The sequence below is a fragment of the Parabacteroides sp. AD58 genome, assembly GCF_023744375.2.
Lineage (GTDB): Bacteria > Bacteroidota > Bacteroidia > Bacteroidales > Tannerellaceae > Parabacteroides > Parabacteroides absconsus.
The window spans coordinates 2,503,262-2,526,216 of the sequence record NZ_CP146284.1 but is presented as its reverse complement, the minus strand read 5'-3'; the positions used below and the strand labels follow the sequence as shown (position 1 = coordinate 2,526,216).

Annotated in this window: 9 protein-coding genes, 2 tRNA genes, 3 rRNA genes and 1 pseudogene; 8 read left to right on the top strand and 7 right to left on the bottom strand. The window is 43.6% G+C overall.

Annotation, left to right across the window (positions count from 1 at the left end; genetic code table 11):
- Both ftsH and NEE14_RS10895 read right to left on the bottom strand, forming a co-directional pair.
- Positions 1-1,875, bottom strand: a complete 1,875-nt coding sequence (gene ftsH, locus NEE14_RS10900) for an ATP-dependent zinc metalloprotease FtsH (RefSeq protein ID WP_251967871.1) — start codon at positions 1,873-1,875, stop codon at positions 1-3.
- Between the two features lie 238 nt (positions 1,876-2,113).
- Positions 2,114-3,058: pseudogene (locus NEE14_RS10895) on the bottom strand (phosphatase PAP2 family protein); the annotation flags it as partial.
- A 971-nt stretch (positions 3,059-4,029) separates the two neighbouring features.
- Here NEE14_RS10895 and NEE14_RS10890 point away from each other — a divergent pair.
- From NEE14_RS10890 to rrf, 5 genes are all read left to right on the top strand, one after another.
- Positions 4,030-5,556 (top strand): 16S ribosomal RNA (locus NEE14_RS10890).
- A 134-nt stretch (positions 5,557-5,690) separates the two neighbouring features.
- Positions 5,691-5,764, top strand: a tRNA-Ile gene (locus NEE14_RS10885).
- Between the two features lie 11 nt (positions 5,765-5,775).
- Positions 5,776-5,849: transfer RNA gene (locus tag NEE14_RS10880), tRNA-Ala, on the top strand.
- A 111-nt stretch (positions 5,850-5,960) separates the two neighbouring features.
- Positions 5,961-8,843: ribosomal RNA gene (locus NEE14_RS10875) — 23S ribosomal RNA — on the top strand.
- Positions 8,844-8,934: 91 nt separating this feature from the next.
- Positions 8,935-9,045: ribosomal RNA gene (rrf, locus tag NEE14_RS10870) — 5S ribosomal RNA — on the top strand.
- The 16S, 23S and 5S rRNA genes sit together here with 2 tRNA genes alongside, the layout of an rRNA operon.
- 229 nt (positions 9,046-9,274) lie before the next feature.
- Here the strand turns inward: rrf and NEE14_RS10860 are convergent.
- From NEE14_RS10860 to NEE14_RS10845, 4 genes are all read right to left on the bottom strand, one after another.
- A complete protein-coding gene (locus NEE14_RS10860; protein WP_422394704.1) occupies positions 9,275-9,886 on the bottom strand; it encodes an ISAon1 family transposase in 612 nt (203 codons plus the stop codon).
- Positions 9,887-11,468: 1,582 nt separating this feature from the next.
- Entirely contained in the window at positions 11,469-13,130 is a 1,662-nt protein-coding gene (locus NEE14_RS10855) for a SusD/RagB family nutrient-binding outer membrane lipoprotein (protein ID WP_251968640.1), read from the bottom strand.
- 18 nt (positions 13,131-13,148) lie between these two features.
- Entirely contained in the window at positions 13,149-16,184 is a 3,036-nt protein-coding gene (locus tag NEE14_RS10850) for a SusC/RagA family TonB-linked outer membrane protein (RefSeq protein WP_251968639.1), read from the bottom strand.
- A gap of 652 nt (positions 16,185-16,836) precedes the next feature.
- Complete coding sequence (locus NEE14_RS10845; protein WP_251968638.1) at positions 16,837-19,041, bottom strand: sodium-translocating pyrophosphatase; 2,205 nt, start codon at positions 19,039-19,041, stop codon at positions 16,837-16,839.
- 151 nt (positions 19,042-19,192) lie between these two features.
- Here NEE14_RS10845 and NEE14_RS10840 point away from each other — a divergent pair, with 151 nt between their 5' ends.
- The 3 genes from NEE14_RS10840 to NEE14_RS10830 are packed head-to-tail and all read left to right on the top strand — an operon-like array spanning position 19,193 to position 21,571.
- The gene (locus NEE14_RS10840; protein ID WP_251968637.1) at positions 19,193-20,194 is read left to right on the top strand and encodes a hypothetical protein; all 1,002 of its coding nucleotides are present in this window, start codon (positions 19,193-19,195) and stop codon (positions 20,192-20,194) included.
- Positions 20,182-20,631, top strand: coding sequence for a YqaA family protein (locus NEE14_RS10835; RefSeq protein ID WP_251968636.1), 450 nt, complete (start codon positions 20,182-20,184; stop codon positions 20,629-20,631). Before NEE14_RS10840 ends, NEE14_RS10835 begins: the two co-directional genes overlap by 13 nt.
- 46 nt (positions 20,632-20,677) lie before the next feature.
- The gene (locus tag NEE14_RS10830) at positions 20,678-21,571 is read left to right on the top strand and encodes a YitT family protein (protein WP_251968635.1); all 894 of its coding nucleotides are present in this window, start codon (positions 20,678-20,680) and stop codon (positions 21,569-21,571) included.
- A 115-nt stretch (positions 21,572-21,686) separates the two neighbouring features.
- Here NEE14_RS10830 and NEE14_RS10825 read toward each other — a convergent pair whose 3' ends face one another.
- Positions 21,687-22,952 carry a hypothetical protein gene (locus tag NEE14_RS10825; protein WP_251968634.1) on the bottom strand — a complete coding sequence of 422 codons (1,266 nt, stop codon included), beginning with the start codon at positions 22,950-22,952 and terminating at the stop codon, positions 21,687-21,689.
- Positions 22,953-22,955 lie beyond the last annotated feature (3 nt).

The window sequence follows — 22,955 nt, the reverse complement described above, 5'->3', positions numbered from 1 at the left end:
TCAGGAAGCCTGTTCCCGATATTTCTGGAGAATCTTCATGAATTCGTCGCCGGTAATCGTTTCTTTTTCTATCAGATAAGAGGCTGCTTCGTGCATGACCGGAATATGTTTCGAAATGAGGTCACGAGCTTTCTGATGGGCTTCTTTGATGAGCCGTAATACTTCCTCGTCGATTTCGGCAGCTGTTTCGGCCGAACAGTTCAAGGTCGTATTTCCTCCTAAATAGGCATTATTGACTTGTTCCAATCCCATCATATCATATTTCTTACTCATACCGAAACGCGTTACCATGGATCGGGCAAGCTGCGTGGCTTGTTCGATATCATTGGATGCACCGGTGGTTACTGTTTGGCAAAGAAGTTCTTCCGCAGCCCGGCCTCCGGTGAGTGTAGCAATGCGGTTAAACAAATCTTCCTGGCTCATCAATACATGTTCACCGCGGTCTACTTGCATCGTATAGCCCAAAGCTCCGGATGTACGTGGTATGATGGTTATTTTATGTACCGGTGCGGAATGTGATTGCAGGGCAGCAACCAGGGCATGACCGATCTCATGGTAGGAAATGATTTTCTTCTCTTCGGGAGAAATGACCTTGTCCTTTTTCTGTGCGCCGGCAATAACAGTCTCTACACTTTCTTCTAAGTCTGCCGTAATCACACGCTGACGGCCTAAGCGGACAGCACGTAGAGCTGCTTCATTGACAATGTTTGCCAATTCAGCTCCTGACGAACCGGCTGTAGCCCGGGCAACGATATCCAGATCAATCGTTTCGTGTTTTACCTTTTTCAGATGGACTTGCAGGATTGCTTTTCGTCCTTCCAAATCGGGAAGTTCCATTTGTATACGCCGGTCAAAACGTCCGGGGCGAAGTAAAGCCTTGTCCAACATTTCTGGTCGGTTGGTTGCAGCTAAGATGACAACACCTTTTCGTCCGTCAAAACCATCCATCTCGGTTAATAATTGGTTTAACGTCTGTTCCCGTTCATCATTTCCTCCATAAGCTGAGTCTCGTTTCTTCCCAATAGCATCAATTTCATCAATGAATATGATGCAAGGTGCTTTTTCGCTGGCCTGTTTAAATAAGTCGCGCACTTTGGCCGCACCCATTCCAACGAACATCTGGACAAACTCCGAACCGGATATAGCAAAGAATGGAACTTTGGCTTCTCCGGCCACTGCCCGGGCAATCAAGGTCTTTCCGGTTCCCGGAGGTCCTACCAATAAAGCTCCTTTGGGTAAAGAGGCTCCAATATCTGTATATTTCTGAGGATTATGCAGGAAGTTTACAATTTCAGATAACATTTCCTTAGCCTCATTTTGTCCGGCTACGTCAGCAAAAGTTGTTTTGATATCTGAATCGGCGTAAATCTTGGCACCGCTGTTTCCAAATGACATGAAATTTCCGCCGGCTCCTAATCGGGCTTGAAGGCTTTTACTGGTTTGTTTCCAAATAATATAAAACAGTAGTCCTGGCAAAATCCACATCAGAATGAAATTCAGGATAGGTGAATTTTCCCGTGGAACAATTTGATTGAAGGCTATTTTCCCTGACTGATTTGGGCTTTTGGCTTGTAGCAGTCTGTCTACTAATTGAGGGTCGTTTATTGCTCCTGTCTGATAGGTCGTTTGTTGGCCTTTTTCATTGTCGGCCGTGAAATAAATCTGTTTGTCTTCAATCATGACTTCCCGCACTTGACCGCTATTTATTTTTTCAATAAAGTCGCCATAGTCGGTTTTGTAGATTTTCCGATCCATCAAGTTCGGAAAGACAAGTCCATTTAAAAATAAGACAATTAAAATACCCCACAAAAAGCCCATGTATGGATTTCCTCTTTTTGTGGGTTGTTTGGATAGATCTTGTTTAGTATTTTCCATATCACCAATAATTTGGCGATAAAATTAGGTATTCTGTTTTTCAGAATACTATCCAAAAGGTTTGAAAAAGTGTTCCGAATCGGTTTTCTTCCTTTGGAAAACCAGTTTTATTAGGTAAATAAAACCAGTGTCCAGATTATTTTTTCATACTAATGAAGATCAGAATATAGGAAAAGACTTTCTTGATACCGGCTCCTTGAAGAGCTGGGAAAATATGGATGATAGAAAATACGGCTTGTCGCTGATACAGTTGAGATGATATCCAAAGGACGAGAAAAGCAGTACAAAAACCGGCTAATGCGTCAATTAGATAATGGGCTTGTATATAAACGGTAGCTCCGCAAAGTAAAGCATAAAATGGGAAGAGCAGTACCCATAGTCTCTTGCTGGCTTTCCAGGCTAGACACATAGCTATGGTGGAAACTCCTACGTGAGAGCTGGGAAAAGCGGCTGTGGGCCGTTCGCCAACTTGCTGAGATGTTTCTACAAGCTGGTAGAAAAATCCATGTGAATCACCTGGACCAGGAAGCAGACTATTATTAGAATAAAAGTAATCTCCGATGGCCGGGAAATGACCTGCAAGAACCTGGTCCATGCCAATGGCCGGGAAATAGAATTGTGGACCGGCAACAGGAATCAGTATATAAAAAGCATAATATATAAAGAAAGAAGTCACAAATAAAAAGCCTACTTTCTCAAACTGGTCGTGCCGTTTGAAGAAATAATAGACAGTTACAATAAAAATCATGGGGTAATAGAAGAAATATCCCATATGCAGGGCTTCACTGATCCAGAGGTTGGAAAAGTGCTGACTGAATTCGACGGCGGGTTGGCAACCAAACAGCCATTGCTCTGCTTGGGCAAAGTAATGATCCATGTTCGGAAACAAACGGTTGAATTCATAAGTATCCGGATACCAATAGGCCAGCAATCCCATTTGAGTAGCGATTCGCAGAAAAGCAGTCAGTTTACAAGGGACAATCGTATATAGAAAAACCAAGGTAATTGTCAAAGAGGCAATTCCCAGTCGTTCATATAACATAAGGGTAGGATGATCCAAGTTCGCATATAAGATCAATATCAGGGCCGTTGTTATTACATTATATAATAAACTAATGCTTTCGATAGCAAATAAACCACTCTCTCGTTCAATTCTCTCCAACCAATTAATTTGTAGTGCCATGATTCTTTAAATATTTCTGGTACTATACTTTATTCACACAAACTCTCTTTTCCGGTATTTACCCAACATAAGTAATTGTACTCATTATGTTGAGAACATAACCGATTGGCAAAGATATAAAAACTTGTTTATAATCATTATATATCGCCTGTTTCTTAGGTCCTTTTCTGTCTTCTAAACTTTTTTTAGGAGTATATGAAATTGTCCTATCCCAAACTAAACGGGAATCGAAATTAAATCCGCCGAGGATCGAAATCGATTCCCGTTTATTTGATTTAAAAAGGTAGGCAGGAAAGAGAAAAAAGCCGGCGTCTTTTGATGAAAAGCCGGCGTGAAATGATAAAAACACGCCGGCTTTGAAGTCAATTGAGAATGGAGGATTGAAAATTGAGAATTAAAAGAAGAAAAAATAAGAGGAAAGGAAGAAAAATAAAAGGGAAGAACGGAAAGCAAGAGAAAGAAATGACCGGCCTAGCGGAGAAGGCGTAAAGCAAATTTGGTTCTTTTGGGTCAAGCCAAAAGAACGGGGAAGAAAAAGTGTATTTATAAATATCTGACAATCAGGAAAGGCAAAAAATAATTGGAAAAAAGTGGCAAAAACATTTGGAGGATATGTTATAAAGCAGTACTTTTGCACCCGCAATCGAGAGAGATGCGTGAGACAACATGATGGAAGGGGTTAAGGACCCGGAGAGGAAAGAGGATGAGGTTGGAAGAATCCAGGCAGATATCCGATATCCGCCCGGCGGTCTTCCGAAAAAAATAAATCGAAAAAAACCTCGAAAAAATTTGGAAGATAAAAATAAAAATACTTACCTTTGCACCACGTTTCGCAAGAAACCGATTGAGAAGAGTTCTTTGAGAAAATTACATATACAACAGTAGTACAAGTATTTAGAATGAATACCGTCAATAATACTTGAACCTGAAGGAAAGACGGAATCTTGAGCAAAGACATAAAAACAATTTCAACAACGAAGAGTTTGATCCTGGCTCAGGATGAACGCTAGCGACAGGCTTAACACATGCAAGTCGAGGGGCATCGGGGAGTAGCAATACTCTGCCGGCGACCGGCGCACGGGTGAGTAACGCGTATGCAACTTACCTATCAGAGGAGAATAGCTCATCGAAAGATGAATTAATGCTCCATGAAACAGGGGTCCCGCATGGGAATATTTGTTAAAGATTCATCGCTGATAGATAGGCATGCGTTCCATTAGGCAGTTGGCGGGGTAACGGCCCACCAAACCGACGATGGATAGGGGTTCTGAGAGGAAGGTCCCCCACATTGGTACTGAGACACGGACCAAACTCCTACGGGAGGCAGCAGTGAGGAATATTGGTCAATGGCCGAGAGGCTGAACCAGCCAAGTCGCGTGAAGGATGAAGGATCTATGGTTTGTAAACTTCTTTTATACGGGAATAAAGTGAGCCACGAGTGGCTTTTTGTATGTACCGTATGAATAAGCATCGGCTAACTCCGTGCCAGCAGCCGCGGTAATACGGAGGATGCGAGCGTTATCCGGATTTATTGGGTTTAAAGGGTGCGTAGGTGGTTTCTTAAGTCAGCGGTGAAAGTTTGTGGCTTAACCATAAAATTGCCATTGATACTGGGAGACTTGAGTATGTTTGAGGTAGGCGGAATGCGTGGTGTAGCGGTGAAATGCATAGATATCACGCAGAACTCCGATTGCGAAGGCAGCTTGCCAAGCCATAACTGACACTGAAGCACGAAAGCGTGGGTATCAAACAGGATTAGATACCCTGGTAGTCCACGCAGTAAACGATGATTACTAGGAGTTTGCGATATAGTGTAAGCTCTACAGCGAAAGCGTTAAGTAATCCACCTGGGGAGTACGCCGGCAACGGTGAAACTCAAAGGAATTGACGGGGGCCCGCACAAGCGGAGGAACATGTGGTTTAATTCGATGATACGCGAGGAACCTTACCCGGGTTTGAACGCACAGCGACGAATCAGGAAACTGATTTTCTAGCAATAGCGATGTGCGAGGTGCTGCATGGTTGTCGTCAGCTCGTGCCGTGAGGTGTCGGCTTAAGTGCCATAACGAGCGCAACCCTTGCCGTTAGTTACTAACAAGTAGAGTTGAGGACTCTAGCGGGACTGCCAGCGTAAGCTGTGAGGAAGGCGGGGATGACGTCAAATCAGCACGGCCCTTACATCCGGGGCGACACACGTGTTACAATGGCGTGGACAAAGAGCAGCCACTTGGCGACAAGGAGCTAATCTCCAAACCACGTCTCAGTTCGGATCGGAGTCTGCAACTCGACTCCGTGAAGCTGGATTCGCTAGTAATCGCGCATCAGCCATGGCGCGGTGAATACGTTCCCGGGCCTTGTACACACCGCCCGTCAAGCCATGGGAGCCGGGAGTACCTGAAGTCCGTAACCGTGAGGATCGGCCTAGGGTAAAACTGGTGACTGGGGCTAAGTCGTAACAAGGTAGCCGTACCGGAAGGTGCGGCTGGAACACCTCCTTTCTGGAGCGAGAGATTCCGAAAGAAAAAAAGAAGGATCAAGTAGAGGTATGAATGAAGAATACCTTGTACTACAGGTTGGATATGAAAAGATAATAGAGAGAAAAAGATGAAGCTGGGAAACCGGCAAAGTTGACAGTCCTATAGCTCAGTTGGTTAGAGCGCTACACTGATAATGTAGAGGTCGGCAGTTCAACTCTGCCTGGGACTACTCTCAGATACGGGGGATTAGCTCAGCTGGCTAGAGCATCTGCTTTGCACGCAGAGGGTCAACGGTTCGAATCCGTTATTCTCCACAGTCCTGATGGAAACATCAGAAGAAGATCTTTGACATGTTGTACATTCAGTAAAGTAAAAAAGAAGAGCAAGCTTAGTAAATATCAATCCGGCGCGTAAAGTGCCAGATAAAGAAAGTAAGCAAGGGCAGACGGTGGATGCCTTGGCTCTCGGAGGCGAAGAAGGACGTGATAAGCTGCGAAAAGCCCGGGGGAGGTGCAAATAACCCTTGATCCCGGGATATCCGAATGGGGCAACCCGGCAGGTTGAAGGCCTGTCACCTTGAAACAAGGGGCAAACGCGGGGAACTGAAACATCTAAGTACCCGTAGGAGAAGAAAACAAAATGTGATTCCGCAAGTAGTGGCGAGCGAACGCGGAAAAGCCCAAACCGGTTTTGTCTAGGCAAAGCCGGGGTAGTAGGACCACGACGTGGCAAGACAGCCTTGAAGTAGAACCATCTGGAAAGGTGGGCCAGAGACGGTGACAGCCCGGTACACGACTCAAGGCCGAAGCCTAGTGGCATCCTGAGTAACGCGGAGCACGAGGAATTCTGCGCGAAGCAGCGGGGCCCATCCCGTAAGGCTAAATACTCCCGAGAGACCGATAGCGAACCAGTACTGTGAAGGAAAGGTGAAAAGAACCTCGAACAGAGGAGTGAAATAGACCCTGAACCCGTCTGCCTACAAGCGGTCGGAGCAGCGTAAGCTGTGACGGCGTGCCTTTTGCATAATGAACCTACGAGTTACTTTCAGTGGCAAGGTTAAGTACTTCAGGTACGAATCCGAAGCGAAAGCGAGTCTGAATAGGGCGTCAAGTCACTGTGAGTAGACGCGAAACCAAGTGATCTACCCTTGTCCAGGATGAAGGTTGGGTAACACCACCTGGAGGTCCGAATGGTTATACGTTGAAAAGTGTTCCAATGAGATGAGGGTAGGGGTGAAAGGCTAATCAAACTTGGAGATAGCTCGTACTCCCCGAAATGCATTTAGGTGCAGCCTGTGCGAAGTATAATATGAGGTAGAGCGACTGATTGGATGCGAGGGCTTCACCGCCTATCAAGTCCAGACAAACTCCGAATGCGTATTATATGATTCCATGGAGTGAGGGCATGGGTGCTAAGGTCCATGTCCGAGAGGAGAAGAATCCAGACCACCTGCTAAGGTCCCGAAATAATGCTTAAGTTGTGAAAACGAAGTCAGATTGCAAAGACAGCTAGGATGTTGGCTTGGAAGCAGCCATTCATTTAAAGAGTGCGTAACAGCTCACTAGTCGAGGAATTTGGCATGGATAATAATCGGGCATAAAGCATTTACCGAAGCAGTGGAATCTTTAAAGATTGGTAGGGGAGCATTCCGGCGGCGTCGAAGATGGAGGATGACCTCCGTTGGAGCTTCCGGAAAAGCAAATGTAGGTATAAGTAACGATAAAGGAGGTGAGAAACCTCCTCGCCGAAAGACTAAGGTTTCCTGATCAACGTTAATCGGATCAGGGTAAGTCGGGACCTAAGGATAAGCCGAACGGCGAGGCCGATGGAAGAAACGGTTAATATTCCGTTACTGCTTTAATGAGTGACGTGGAGACGGAGAAGTGACAGTCCTGCCGGCTGACGGAATAGCCGGTTGAAGGGTGTAGGAGCAGATCTCTGTAGGCAAATCCGCAGAGAGATCCGAACCTGACAGTATGGAACGCACCCCGGTGCAATCCAACATGGACGTAACCAGGCTCCCGAGAAAATCCGCTAAACATAATCATTGAAGTACCCGTACCACAAACGGACACACGTAGTTGGGTTGAAAATACTGAGGCGCTCGAGTGAGTCACGGTTAAGGAACTAGGCAAAATGGTCCTGTAACTTCGGGATAAAGGACGCCGATCGGAAGATCGGCCGCAGAGAATAGGCCCAGGCGACTGTTTAACAAAAACACATGGCTGTGCGAAATAGTTAACATGAAGTATACAGCCTGACACCTGCCCGGTGCTGGAAGGTTAAGAGGAGAGCTCAGCGCAAGCGAAGGCTTGAATTGAAGCCCCAGTAAACGGCGGCCGTAACTATAACGGTCCTAAGGTAGCGAAATTCCTTGTCGGGTAAGTTCCGACCTGCACGAATGGTGTAACGATCTGGGCACTGTCTCAACCGTGAGCTCGGTGAAATTGTAGTATCGGTGAAGATGCCGATTACCCGCGATGGGACGAAAAGACCCCGTGAACCTTTACTATAGCTTTACATTGAATTTGGGCAATTGATGTGTAGGATAGGCCGGAGGCTATGAAGCTGGTACGCCAGTATTAGTGGAGCCGCCGTTGAAATACGGCCCTTTGATTGTTTGAGTTCTAACTTGCGGAAAGCGAGGACACTGTATGGTGGGTAGTTTGACTGGGGTGGTCGCCTCCAAAAGCGTAACGGAGGCTTCTAAAGGTACCCTCAGACCGATTGGTAACCGGTCGCAGAGTGTAATGGCATAAGGGTGCTTGACTGGGAGACAAACAAGTCGATCAGGTAGGAAACTAGAGCATAGTGATCCGGTGGTTCCGTATGGAAGGGCCATCGCTCAAAGGATAAAAGGTACTCCGGGGATAACAGGCTGATCCCTCCCAAGAGCTCATATCGACGGAGGGGTTTGGCACCTCGATGTCGGCTCGTCACATCCTGGGGCTGGAGAAGGTCCCAAGGGTTGGGCTGTTCGCCCATTAAAGTGGCACGCGAGCTGGGTTCAGAACGTCGTGAGACAGTTCGGTCTCTATCTATCGTGGGCGCAGGAAATTTGCGGGGATCTGACACTAGTACGAGAGGACCGTGTTGGACAGACCTCTGGTTTACCGGTTGTACCGCCAGGTGCACCGCCGGGTATCTAAGTCTGGAAAGGATAAGTGCTGAAAGCATCTAAGTACGAAGCCAACCTCAAGATAAGATTTCCTTAGGAGGGTCGTCAAAGACGATGACGTTGATAGGCTGCAGGTGTAAGGTCAGTAATGGCGAAGCCGAGCAGTACTAATAGCCCGAAACTTTCTTATCGAAGAAGGATTGATAGTTACGAAGCAGAAAAGGTCTTCCGGAAGACTTTACGGGATGTACGGCAGGTTCAAAAGATTTAAATAAAGAGCTTAAGGTGGTTATAGCACGAGGGATCCACCTCTTCCCATTCCGAACAGAGAAGTTAAGCCTCGTCACGCCGATGGTACTGCGTAACAGTGGGAGAGTAGGTAGCCGCCGTTTTAGAAAGAGAGCCGGTTCAACAATAGTTGGATCGGCTTTTTCGTGTTTATAGGCTTTCTTTATATCCGGATATTCTCTGAAGAGGATGGCGGCACGCGCACGCTGCGATGTCCATAAGGATTCTTTCGGATCAACGTAAAAATATGAGGGATTAGAAATTTACGCATAAATATTGCAAAGTCTGAAGAGAAAGAAAGGGATCAACGTAAAAATATGAGGGATTAGAAGTTTACGCATAAATATTGCAAAGTCTGAAGAGAAAGAAAGCTTTGTCTTTAACCCCTCTGAACTGAGAACGAAAGTTCTTTATTTTAGCATTGAAGGACTCAGAAGCAGCATTAGTAGACCGCTTGTCGAAGAAGTTTATGATTTGCTGATAATGAGTTTGTATGGATCTAGCCACTCTGCCGAAAGCAAGGAATCCAGATTTGTCTACTTCATCGTACCATCTTGCAAGTCTGGTCAAGGCCGTATCCTTATGCCTGCATTGGTGATATATCAGCCCAAGTCTCATTGAAAGATAATAGGCTTTCTTAATATCCGGATATTCCCTGAAGAGGATGGCGGCACGCGCACGCTGAGATTCGGTCCACAAGGATTCTTTCTTATAGAGAAGGTAGATGCTTCTAGCCAGTAATTGCTTCCTTGAGTCTCCGTTTTCGAAAACCGGAGCATGATAGATTTTCCCGCAAGCTCTGGCATGTGCTATCTGTATGGATTCCTCATCCTGGGCTTCCCTTCGAACCTTGACTCTCATTTCCTGAACAGCTTCATAAGCCAGTTTCTGGACATGGAAACGGTCCGTTACACGACGTGCTACGGGAAAGCACGTGCTGTCTATTTTATGTTGGAATCCATGTCAAGGCTTGTCTTCCGGAGTTAGGGTCGTCTGCATCTGGAGGACTTTAGCAAGACGGAAATAATGGTATTTGCACTTTATATTCGCCTGTGAGAGCTGTTTCCTGCTAATGTGACCGTACTGTACTAGCGTTCAAACAGCTCGTCCACGCTGTAGAGTAATCCTAAAAGCTTGTAACTTGTCCTCAATTTGCTAATTTCTCTTTGTTGTTGGTTTGTTTAAATGGATGGCTATAAGTTTGTCTTGACAGTAAAAATAGACTTGTTATTCAGCGTGGGAGCAGTTAAAATCTTATATTTAACTCATTTCAAAGGAACAAAAATTCTTCAATGTGTAGAAGCATACTCTAACCTAAATACTGATATATGATATTATTTTTTATTGCCAAAATATTCTGAGAAAAGTTTGCCATTTAGTGAAATATCAATTATATTTGCCTCATAAGTTAAGAGAAACTTTTTTATAATAAAAATAAACCTTGCTGTGAAAAAGACCAGTTTTACTGACAAAACGCTTTGCTATGGATGGTAAAATTTTTAAGGTGGTTGGTCTTGGGATCAATCACCTTTTTTTGCATGTTCATGTTCGAGGTATTTTAATCTTAGCATGGTCACTTATTTTTTTTCTATTTGCAATATAAAGGTAGGTGGATAAAAATAAATGAAATTTTTATTATAAATTTTTTGTTTATTAAAAAACTCTTTGTATATTTGTGGTGTGAAGTTGATAGAGAAACAATGAGCTTCTAAGTTGTAAATATCAGGGAAAGGTTTTGTTAACCAATAATTGTTGTTGATTATAAAGATCTTGAGAGCGGATAAATTTCTTGGTGTTACTCTTTCTCTTGTATTATCTTATCGTTTACTTCGTATGCGGATATTGATGTGCTGTTAGATATTTATATAATCAGATTGAATTGGGTATAAGGCAATTGCTTAATCTCTTTCAAGTGCTGCTTTGACGAAATGAATATTATATATTTGTAGTATATTTGAAGCCAGAACGTTAGCTATGGAGCAGAGGGTGGCTTTGTATTAAGCCGCCCTCTTTTAATCAGAATCCAAATTAAGCTTGATCTGGGTTTGTTGAAGATATTTGAATTCATTTTATTGATATAAAAAACATGGATAAAATTAAATGAATTTTTACTATAAAAGTTTGTATATTGTAAATGGTATTCATAATATATTTGTAGTAAAAGATTCTTCAAGATCTTAACAATGAAAAATGATGAAGGCTAAGGCCTTAAGGAGGGTGTATTATTTATACATCCTCCTTTTTTTGTACTCTCACTTTGATATATCGTGTAGACCTTAAATATTTATGAACTGTCGTAAAGATTAAGCTACTTAAATTACAGTAGAGGTAAAGTTTTGTGCAGGTCATCAGGAAATGGAATCTGAGCAAAAAGGTATTTAAGCTGATTTATTGGTAATGGTCGATGCTGCAGAAAAAGAATATAATAATGCTACCGTCCGATAAAAATCCTGATGAAAATAAAATAAAAAAGGCGTGCCGGAATTCGACACGCCTTCGTATTGGATTTCTAACTGATTGCCATTAATTAGAAATTGCCGACATTGGCTTTATCCCACCATACGCGAGTACCACCAATATCACCAGTGAACTTAGAGCTTGAGTTCTCTTGATTCAGAAGTTCAATACCTTTTTGCAATTCGGCATTATTGGTATTGATTTCGTTGTCTGAATAAATCAAACGACGGATCTGCTCATCTGTATCAATAGTTCCATTACTTAAGTTAACACGGTTCGGGAAGAACTTAGGATAACCTGTACGGCGGTATTCAGCCCAACCTTCACATGAAATTGGGAAGTTGGCAATCCATTTCTGGATAATGATACGCTGTAATTTCTGTTCGTTTGAAGCGCTTTCATCCCATTTAACGCAAACGTCATTTTGGGCTTTAATGCTGTTCTGACTATCTACCGGGTCAACGAAATCTTCCTGCAGTGTTGTTCCATTGATGTAAGCATTAATTTCTTCATCTGAAACAGATGTAACGCCTGCAAGAACTTCAATGCCTTTGTATGCAGCCTCATTCTTGATAGAAGTGCGGATACCATCTTCATACCACTGTTGAGCAGTTCCACCACCCATATTCCAGCCACGAAGAATACCTTCAGCACGTAAGAAATAGCCTTCAGCAGCTTTCATAACAGGGAATGCAGTTGTATATGAGCATACGATCTTAGAGAAGTTACCCCACTGATTAGGTTTTGATGGTAAGTTACAACCACCGCGGATACCTAAATATTTAGTACCAGCTGCGATAGTAGAGCCATCCTCACAAGCTACGTCTGCCTGGTTCTTGGTTACATACAGCGGAAGACGAGGATCGTTATAGCCTTCCATAATTGTGATTAAGTTGGCATTCATACCAGCATCACCCCATTCAAACATACGAGTCTGTTCGTTGCTGAATCCTTGGTTGATCAGGATGTCTTGTGGTAATACACCTGCTTGAGCTGCTTCTTCTGCCTTTTGCTTAGCTAACGTCGGGTTAGCCTTTACAATACGCATAGCCATACGTAATTTCAGCTGATTTGCGACCTTGATCCACAAATCCAGATCTCCGTTACACCAGAAGTCAAAAGATTGTCTTGATGTTAAATCTGAAGTCGGATTCTGGAAGTTCTTAATGGCTTCATCCAACAACGCGAACATAGAGTTATAGATGTCTTCTTGTTTGTCGTAAGAGAAGGAAGCACCGTTCGTTGGGTCTTCAATAGCTGATGTATAAGAAACCGGACCATAAACGTCTGTCAGCATCTGAATGGCATAAGCCTGGATGACACGCATCATACCTGCGTAGTCTACAAAGCCTTGTTCTTCGCAAGACGTAATCAGACGACGGGTATTGTTGAAGATGTGCAGATAAACATTTTCATACATACCACCACAGAAACCACGGTTCAGCGCATAATCTACGTTACCAGAACCATTGAAGTTGTGAGGTGTCATAAAATAACCACTGAACAGGTCAATGTTCAAGCTGAAACAGTATTGGAACAAGTTCTGTTGCGGAGCATAAACGTATGACATTGGTTCCTGGAACTGTGCAGAGAACGGAAGTGCATCCGGATTCAATTCATACGGGTCTGTATTCAACTCTTCAAAATTATCTGTACAGCCAACAGTCATTACACCTGTTGCCAAAGTTAAAGCTGATACAGCTGTGTATTTTAAAATCTTATTTAGTTTCATACGATATTCCTCAAAAAATTAGAAGTTAAGTTTCAAGTTCAAACCAAAGCTACGAGATGTCGGCAATGCGAACATATCAACACCTTGCCAACCATTACCAGTTGCAGCAGCTACATCCGGATCCATCGGAGCATCTTTGTAGAAGAAGAATAAGTTACGACCAATGATTGATGCATTCAAATTCTTGCCGGCACCAAACAGGTTGCGGAAAGTATAACCGAATGATAATTCACGCAGACGGACATTGGTTGCGTCATATACATACTGTGATGTCAAGATATTTGAGTTATAGCTTGTACCACCAGTTGTTGAATAGTAAAGCTGCGGATCGAATGATACGCCGTCGACTACAACTTCTCCTGCTTCACGAGCAGCGCCAGAGCGTTCAGAAACACCCCAACCGTCTAATGTAGCTTCAGTCATTGAGAATACTTTACCACCTACTTTGGCATCGATCAAGAATGACAGTGTAAAGTCTTTATAGTGGAATGTATTGGTCCATCCCATATTAACTTTAGCATTCATATCGCCTACATAAACCAAGTCTTCATTATCAGTTCCGCCTAATACTGGAGCGCCATTTTCTGCTTTTAACGGTTTTCCGTTTTCGTCGCGTTCGAAGTCACGAACATACAAGTCTCCAAAGTGACCACCTTCTTTCAACAGAATCTTAGCTCCTGTACAGTAGCTTGCCAATGTCCATTCAGGTAATTCATTAGACAACTCAATGATCTTGTTGTTGTTGTATGAGAAGTTGAAGTTTGTACTCCAGCTGAAGTCGTCATTAAACTGATTGTACCAGCCTAAGCTAACTTCAAAACCCTGGTTCTGTACGTTACCTGCATTGATATAACGGTTTCTTAAACCAGTTTCCCACGGAGCTGAGATATTGAAGTACTGGTTCTTCGTATTTGTCTTATAGTAAGTCAAATTAACGTTGAAACGGTTCTGGAAGAATGTTCCATCAAAACCAACTTCCAAAGAGTTTGTCTTTTCAGGCTTCAATGTACGGAAAGAAGAACTTTCAGGAGGAGTAATAGAACCGGCTGTTTCACCGAAATTATAAAGTTCGTTAGTTACGCCAATAGGCACATCGTTACCTACGATAGAATAAGTAGCACGCAGTTTGAACAAGTCGACGTTCTTGCCAAAATCAATGAACTTGTCTAACAATGCACTGACACCAAATGACGGATAGAAGAATGATACACCGTCTGTAAATGCCAAAGATGATGACCAGTCGTTACGTCCGCTGATATCAACGAACAAACCTTCTTTATAACCGAACTGAGCTGTTGCGAATACAGAGTTCAAACGCTTTCTTTCTTTTGAGAATGTAGATTGAACTGTGTAGTAGTTCTTCGGGTTGAAGACATTCGGGAAGTAAGCACCTGGAGTAACAACACCATTGTTTACTGAATAGACTTTATCACCCCAACCGATGATTTCAGAACTTGTTCTTTCTGTTTTCTGATAGCTACCACCAGCGGTTACTGACAATGAATAAGTTTCATTCCAAGTCTTGTTGTATTGTGCCAACAAGTCGGCGTAAGTCTGATCACTGAAAGTACGTGTGTCTTTCAAAGTACCTAACAAGTTACGGTTAGCTGTACTTGAAGCATATTCGTTCAGTGTCCATTGTTCTTCACCACGTTCATAACGTAAACGACCTGTTACTGACAGACCTTCAATGATATCATATTTAACGCTACCACCAAATTCATAACGGTTACGGTCAGTTACCGGTTTCTGGCGATTCAACATCCAGTACGGGTTTGTGAACTGTTCCTGCAGGGTATTCGTCCAGTTGTGAACATTGATGTTACGTGTACCATCATAAATTTCGTAGTTGTTCTTATAGTAATCCCAGTCCTCGCCTCTCGGGAACAAGTAAGCACCTGTGATTGGGTTGCTCAGGTAACCGGCTGCCGGCTGGTTTTCGATGTGCTGGTTGTTATAACGGGCAGATACATCCACATGTACTTTCTTCCACAAGTTAAAACCAACTTTTGCCATCAAGTTATGGCTCATGTAATCATTTTCAGGAACAATACCGTTTGATGATACGTTGGCATAAGAGAAGTAAGAAGAGATGTTTTCGTTACCACCTGATAATGCAATAGAGTTATTGGTTGTATAACCCGGCTGATAGAAATCTTTTGCATAGTTAGGAGCAGCAGATGACAGCTTTTCACCCCAGCTGAATGTACCTTCATTACTTACACCGTACATGTTCTGGAATTTCGGCAATACCATCGGTGTTTCAACAGTAGTATTACTTGATACGTTGATAGCTACTTTTCCTGACTGAGCAGATTTGGTTGTGATCATGATAGCACCGTTGGCTGCAACTGCACCATACAATGCGGCTGCTGACGCACCTTTCAGCAAAGTGATCTGGGCGATATCATCCGGGTTGATGGTTGACATGGCATCACCACCATCACGTTCACCACCATAAGCCATGGTAGTCTGTGCAGTAGAGACGTTCATCATCATAGGAACACCATCGACAACGATCAACGGCTGGTTGCTACCACTGATAGATTTGTTACCACGGAACAGGATCTTTGAAGAACCACCGGCACCGGTTGAGTTCGGGGTAATCTGCAAACCTGCACTCTTACCTTGCAAAGAGTTGATCATGTTTACGTTCTTGATCTCGTTCAAGTCTTTACCTCCCACTGTCTGGGCAGAGTAAGTTAAAGTCTTGGATTCACGCTTAATACCCATTGCTGTGACAACAACTTCTTCCAGAGCTTCTGAATCTGAAGACATCTCAACATTGATGGTAGAGCGACCGTTGATAGATTCTTCAACGGTTTTCATACTGACGTATGAAAATACCAATGTACCGTCACCTTCGACATCGATCGTATAGTTACCATCCATGTCGGTAACAGTACCTGTTTGTGTACCCTTTAAAAGTACATTTACGCCAATCAGCGGTTCCTTTAAGTCTTTATCTGTAACTGTACCGCTAATCGTTCGCTTTTGTGCATAACCTACTATGCACAAAAAGAATGTCATAAATAGGATAATTGACTTTCTCATGAAAAATCGATTTTTGGAGTTAAATAAATGTTAATTTTGTTTCTGAATGATTCTTGGAATACGTCCAATTCTGTTAATAAACCCTTCTACTGCATAGGCAATTCATTTAAAACGATTAATGTATCTCAACTATTTTCTAACTTTTTTCTTGGATAATATTACAAAGATATGAATTTTTTATCATATTAGGCAATAGTTAGTGCACAAAATAATAAGGATATATTTGAAAACGAATTTCTATTTTAAATAAACTGCAATATAAAATCTGATCATAAAAATAAATTTAAAATAAAAAGGCCGTATATAATGTGAATAGTAAGTTAGATGGTCTGCAAAGTTTGAATTTATTTTAAGTGATTATTTGTTTGTTGGATTTTATTATTTCTGAAAAAAAGGTTATTTCGAATTGTGATTGCAAAGGAATATTGTTTTAATGGATGCTGCTAATAGTTAAAATAATACGATCTATTCTTTAATCCACGGCGTGGATTACTTAGTTCTCGTCGTGGATTACTTAGTTCACGCCGTGGATTAAGTAGTTCACGACGAGAACTAAAGAATTTGTGGTGAGAAAAAGAAGAATCTGTGGTGAAGAATAAAAAAACCGTCCGGCGACCGGGCGGTTTTTAACTGCATATATATAATAGGTATATTAGAACAAACTCCATGTAACTGTCAGACCTGCCATGACGATGGCTACCATACTCATCAGTTTGATCAGGATATTCAGGCTGGGACCGGATGTGTCTTTAAACGGGTCGCCTACGGTATCACCCACAACGGTGGCTTTGTGTACTTCGCCTCCTTTGCCTCCGAAGTTTCCTTCTTCTACATATTTCTTGGCATTGTCCCAAGCACCACCAGCGTTGGCCATGAAGATAGCCAGTACGAATCCGGATGATAAACCGCCAATCAGCAGACCAATTACTCCGGGAACACCGAAGAAGATTCCGGTCAGGATAGGAGCCGCGATAGCCAATAGGGATGGAAATACCATCTCTCTTTGTGCGCCTTGGGTCGAGATTTGCACGCACCGGGCATAATCGGGTTCGGCCTTACCTTCGAGAATACCTTTAATTTCGCGGAACTGGCGGCGGACTTCTTCTACCATGTGGGCAGCAGCACGGCCAACGGCATTCATCGTCAGTCCGCAGAACAGGAAGGCCATCATGCTACCGATGAAGATACCGGATAGAACTTTCGGATTCATCAGCGTGACATCGTAGAAGATCATGAAGTCGGTAAAGCTTGCATGGCTCACTTCTACTTGCAGTCCGTTGGGTAAATCGAGCGACATCGTTCCGATGCGGGAGAGACCGATGCGTATTTCTTCAATATAGGATGCCAGCAATGCTAATCCGGTTAAAGCCGCCGAACCGATGGCAAAGCCTTTGCCTGTAGCAGCAGTCGTGTTTCCTAACGAGTCGAGGGCGTCGGTTCGTTTGCGGACATCTTTTCCGAGGCCACTCATTTCCGCATTACCTCCGGCATTGTCGGCAATTGGTCCGTATGCGTCGGTAGCTAAGGTAATACCTAAAGTCGAGAGCATGCCGACGGCAGCGATACCGATTCCATATAATCCCATACCGATATTGGCAAAATCGAAACCTGAGGCTAACCAGTAAGAAAGGATGATACCGGCAACAACAGCCAATACAGGAATCGTGGTTGAAATCATCCCTAATCCGATTCCGGAAATGATGACTGTGGCCGGACCGGTTTTTCCGCTTTCCGACAGGCGTTGGGTTGGTTTATACGATTGTGAAGTATAATATTCGGTAGACCGGCCGATAATAATGCCGACAATCAATCCAACGACGACTGCACACGAGATTTCAAACCAGTTTTCCAGACCTAAGGCCCAGAGAATGGCAAATGTAGCTACGACGATCAGGGCCGAACTTAGATTTGTCCCAACGGCCAGCGAATGAAGCAACTCTTTCATCCCGGCATTTTCTTTTGTCTTTACAGAGAAAATACCGATGATCGACAAGATAATGCCGACGGCGGCTATCAGCATCGGAGCAATTACGGCCTTGAATTGCATTTCTGTATTACCGGAACCGATAAATGCAGCAGCACCCAAAGCGGAGGTCGCCAGAATCGAACCGCAGTATGATTCATACAAGTCGGCGCCCATTCCAGCTACATCGCCTACGTTGTCACCCACATTGTCGGCAATAGTAGCCGGATTACGCGGGTCATCTTCCGGAATGCCAGCTTCCACTTTGCCTACCAAGTCGGCTCCAACATCAGCAGCTTTGGTATAAATACCACCGCCCACGCGGGCAAACAAGGCTTGTGTTGAAGCGCCCATACCGAAAGTCAACATGGTTGTTGTAATCATACATAACTTAGCAGTAGGGTTCATGGCATCAGCCGGAATCAGATTTTCCAGTAACAGATACCAGAATGAGATGTCGAACAAACCTAATCCGACAACGACTAATCCCATTACGGCTCCGCTTCGGAAAGCAACCCGTAATCCTTTGTTTAATGAATCCCTGGCTGCATTGGCTGTTCGGGCTGAAGCATAAGTAGCCGTTTTCATTCCCAAGAATCCGGAAAGGCCGGAAAAGAAACCACCCGTCAGGAAAGCTACCGGTACCCAATGATTCTGTAAGTTGAATCCATAAGCCATTATCGAGAAGAGAATGACTAAGCCTAAAAAGACCATGCCGACAATTTTGTATTGCTGTTTCAGATAAGACATGGCGCCCTGCCGGACGTGTGATGCAATCTTTTGCATGACAGGGGTTCCTTCGCTTTCACGCATCATTTGCTTGTAGAAGTACCAAGCCAGTACGAGTGCCAGAATGGATGATACAGGCACAATCCAGAATAGTGATGATTCCATAACGGGTAGATTTTAATTGTGTTGTGCCTAAAGATAACGGATTTATTTGTAATAGAAAAGAAAAGGAGACGAAAAACAGTGGTCTGTTATCCGGAATAATCAGGAGAAAAATACCTACCTTTGTCCGGTTCTTAGTAAAGAGTACAAAGACATGATGCTTTATTCCAGTCGTCAGAATATTTTAACGACCCCGTTCACCATCTTTTATCTGTTGGTAGGATGCATTGTTTGCTGGATAGCCTGTTACGCAACTTCTACCGGTTATCCGGTTTATGGCGAGGTGACGGCTCCTCCTTTGTGGAATCTGATCTGTCAGTATCTGCCGGGTAAAACCGGAACATATCTCATTGGCTTTCTGCTGATGTTGGGTGGTGCTTTTATGATCCATCGGGCCAACTATGTACTGATGCTGATTCGGGAGAAGACCTTATTGCCAGTATTGTTTTATATCTTGCTGATCAGTACGAATAAAGATTTCCTGCCACTGAAGTCCACTTCATTCGGGGTATTTTTCCTGATACTTGCCATTTATTATCTATTTACGTCATATCATGATCCGGATAATAAGCGGAATGTATTTAATGCAACCTTTGTGATTGCGATCGGCAGTCTGTTGTGGATTCATATCTGCTGGTTTCTTCCACTCTTTTGGTACGGCATGTATAAGTTCCGGACGTTGACATTACAAACCTTTTTGGCGAGTCTGTTGGGCTTGGCCGTAGTGTATTGGTTTGTCGGGTTTTATTGTGTGTGGCAACAGAACTTTGATATGTTTACGGTCCCGTTCGATTCTCTTTATAAGATTCGTCCGCTGAGTATCAAGGGGAACAGTTGGCTCGACTGGCTGGCAATCGGCTATATGATAGTACTTGTGATGATTGCCTCATTCAATATTCTGGCGCACGAATATGAGGATAATCTCCGTACGCGTCAGTTTCTGGCTTTCCTGATTTTGCTGGCGATTTCGTCATTCGGATTGTATTTCTTGTATGAACAGTCGTCTGAAGAGTATCTGCAAATCGCATGTTTCCCTTCCTCGATTCTGATTGCCCATTTTTTTACCGTTGTAAGAAATAAATATGTATTCTGGGCGTTTCATATATCTGTAGTTGTACTTATTTTGTTGTTGTTATTACGCATATGGAGTTTCTGATAGAGTATGGTTATATTGGCGTGTTTATTGCCGCTTTTTTAGCCGCTACGATTTTGCCTTTTAGCAGTGAAGTTGTGTTGACGGGTGTTTTGTTGGCTGGAGCATCTTACTGGCCCTGTATGATTGCTGCCACGTTAGGAAATTTTTTGGGTGGAATGAGCTGTTACTGGTTAGGCATGTTGGGAAAAATAGAATGGATAGAGAAATATCTGAAGCTGGACCCACAGAAAGTCTATAAGGTACAAGACTGGATTAAAGATAAAGGTTCGTGGATGGGGTTCTTTGTCTTTCTTCCTGGAATAGGCGACTTTATCGCTGTTGCTTTAGGCTTCCTTCGGGCGAATGTCTGGATCGTAGCCATATCAATGTTCTTGGGAAAAGCCATACGCTACTGGATCTGGATGGAATTTGTATTTAAAGTACAGTCTTTTATTTAAAATACTAAAGAAAATTGTAATTTTGTGCCCATAATTATCTTTGGAGATGAACGCTAATATTTCTAATTTAACGAACAAGCAGACCATATTCCGCGAAGCTAAAGATTACATCATGATTGCTTTGGGAATGACGTTGTATGGTATCGGATGGACGATTTTCCTCCTTCCGAATGATATTACTACCGGCGGTGTTCCGGGTATTGCTTCTATTGTGTTCTTTGCGACCAAATTACCGGTTCAGTACACTTATTTTACAATCAATGCGTTGTTGCTGTTGTTGGCCTTGAAGATTCTTGGATTTAAGTTCTGTGTCAAGACGATTTACGCCGTATTGGTGCTGACTTCTTTTCTATCACTGTTGCAAAGCCTGATAGGTGAGGTCCATATTCTGCAGGATCAGCCTTTTATGGCTTGTGTATTGGGCGCTTCATTCTGTGGTAGTGGAATTGGTATTGCCTTTTCGGCTAACGGAAGTTCTGGAGGAACAGATATTATCGCTGCTATTATCAATAAGTATCGGGACGTCTCTTTGGGAAGAGTGGTAATGGCTTGTGATATGATCATCATTACTTCCAGTTATTTTGTCCTGCATGATTGGGAAAAGGTCGTTTATGGTTATGTGACCTTGTATGTATGTAGTTTTGTGCTCGATCAGATTGTGAACAGTGCCCACCAGTCAGTGCAATTCTTCATTATCTCCAAGCATTATAAAGAGATTGGTGAACACATTAATAAAGACATGCACCGCGGTGTAACGGTTTTGGATGGAACAGGTCTTTATACCGGCAATGGGGTGAAGATGATGTTCGTTCTGGCCAAGAAGCGGGAATCGACAACGATTTTCCGTTTGATTAAAGACATTGATCCGGATGCATTCGTATCACAGAGCACGGTTATCGGTGTCTATGGAAAGGGTTTTGATCATATTAAGGTAAAATAAAAGACGACAGGTTGCCGTCTTTCTTCTTGTAAGGCCTTCGAACAGATTTCGGCGGCCTTTTTTGTTGAATGCAGTCGCCGGAATCAGTTTGAGGCTTTCTGTCAGATGATTGGATTCAATGCTTTCTGGTCTTATCTGCGGCCCAGATTGCTTTGATGGTTTCTTCCTGGTTATAACCATTCGGCGATTGTGCGCTCCGGGTATTGGCCCGATAGGTATTATCTGTTTCGTTCGGGCAGCAGATACCACGGATGCCCGGCATCTCAACATGTCCGTCCGGATCCGTTTCCTTCATCCATTTCCAGGCATATTGCAGCCATTCGTTCCGGTACTTTTCCGGCTGTTTGGCAAACCAGGAGATTTCGTCCCAGCCCCACGGGAAATAAGAAGTCGTATCTGCGGTGTTGACGGGTTCTTCTTTTCCGTAATTGTCAATCTCCACTAAATAGGGCAGATGTTTGCACGACCATCCGGATGGTGTCTGGCAACCTTGACTCCTTTTATAGAGGGCATCTAAGTGATTGACGCGGAGCTCGGCGGGCTGAATGTCGCCTTCTTTCCAAGGTGTGGCTGTGGGAAGAGCACAGATACGCATCGGGAATGAATTGAAATCAATCAGGCTTTTCCCATTTGTCACCATGCCTCCTTTGGGCGTGTGTGCATCCAGAATCACCCATTGCCGGCGGGCGTGCTGGGCTGCAAAGGCACGGATTTTGTCGATCAGTGTAATCCAGTGTGCCCGGTCTGGATCATTCATGCCCATCAGCTCGATTTGTCCTAAATGAAAGGCTTCACAACCGATGCGGATGTAGGAGCAGGCCAGGAAATAAAACCATAATTGGGTTTCCTGCCGACTGATATCCGGCACACTTCCTCCCGCATGCCAGTGATCTACATATTTTCCTTGAAGGTTCAGCATATCTTCATATCGGAAATTTCTTTTCTCCGGCTTCAGTCCGTAACTTTCGAATACCCATTCCGGGATTTTAATCTGACTGACTTCAGTAGAAATAGCTTCGAACAGGCACGCCTGGAAGACTAAATCCGGATCGTCGGCATGCATTCGTTGGATGATCTGTTCGGCTTTCGTCCAAAAGGCCGGGTCTTTCAACACCTGTTCGTTCTCCCACAGCAGAATAGAGCGGCCCAAGAATTTGGCTCCGATATTCCGGATCATGCGGATATCGTCGTTCAGCTGCTCTTCTCCCTGATGAGGAACCAGTAAGTTGGTGACGGTTATAGAACGGTCTAGGTAGTTTTCCAGTACTTCTTTTTGAATGCCGTTTTTATCGAAGTAGTAAGGTGACGCTTCTCTTTGTGCCCATCCGGCAAAAGGAACGAGAATCGAAATCAAAAGTAATAAGAATCGTTTTTGAATCATATA

Coding starts and splice junctions, on each gene's coding strand:
- ftsH (WP_251967871.1), bottom strand. CDS start 1,875: ATGGAAAATACTAAACAAGATCTATCCAAACAACCCACAAAAAGAGGA.
- NEE14_RS10855 (WP_251968640.1), bottom strand. CDS start 13,130: ATGAAACTAAATAAGATTTTAAAATACACAGCTGTATCAGCTTTAACT.
- NEE14_RS10850 (WP_251968639.1), bottom strand. CDS start 16,184: ATGAGAAAGTCAATTATCCTATTTATGACATTCTTTTTGTGCATAGTA.
- NEE14_RS10845 (WP_251968638.1), bottom strand. CDS start 19,041: ATGGAATCATCACTATTCTGGATTGTGCCTGTATCATCCATTCTGGCA.
- NEE14_RS10840 (WP_251968637.1), top strand. CDS start 19,193: ATGATGCTTTATTCCAGTCGTCAGAATATTTTAACGACCCCGTTCACC.
- NEE14_RS10835 (WP_251968636.1), top strand. CDS start 20,182: ATGGAGTTTCTGATAGAGTATGGTTATATTGGCGTGTTTATTGCCGCT.
- NEE14_RS10830 (WP_251968635.1), top strand. CDS start 20,678: ATGAACGCTAATATTTCTAATTTAACGAACAAGCAGACCATATTCCGC.
- NEE14_RS10825 (WP_251968634.1), bottom strand. CDS start 22,952: ATGATTCAAAAACGATTCTTATTACTTTTGATTTCGATTCTCGTTCCT.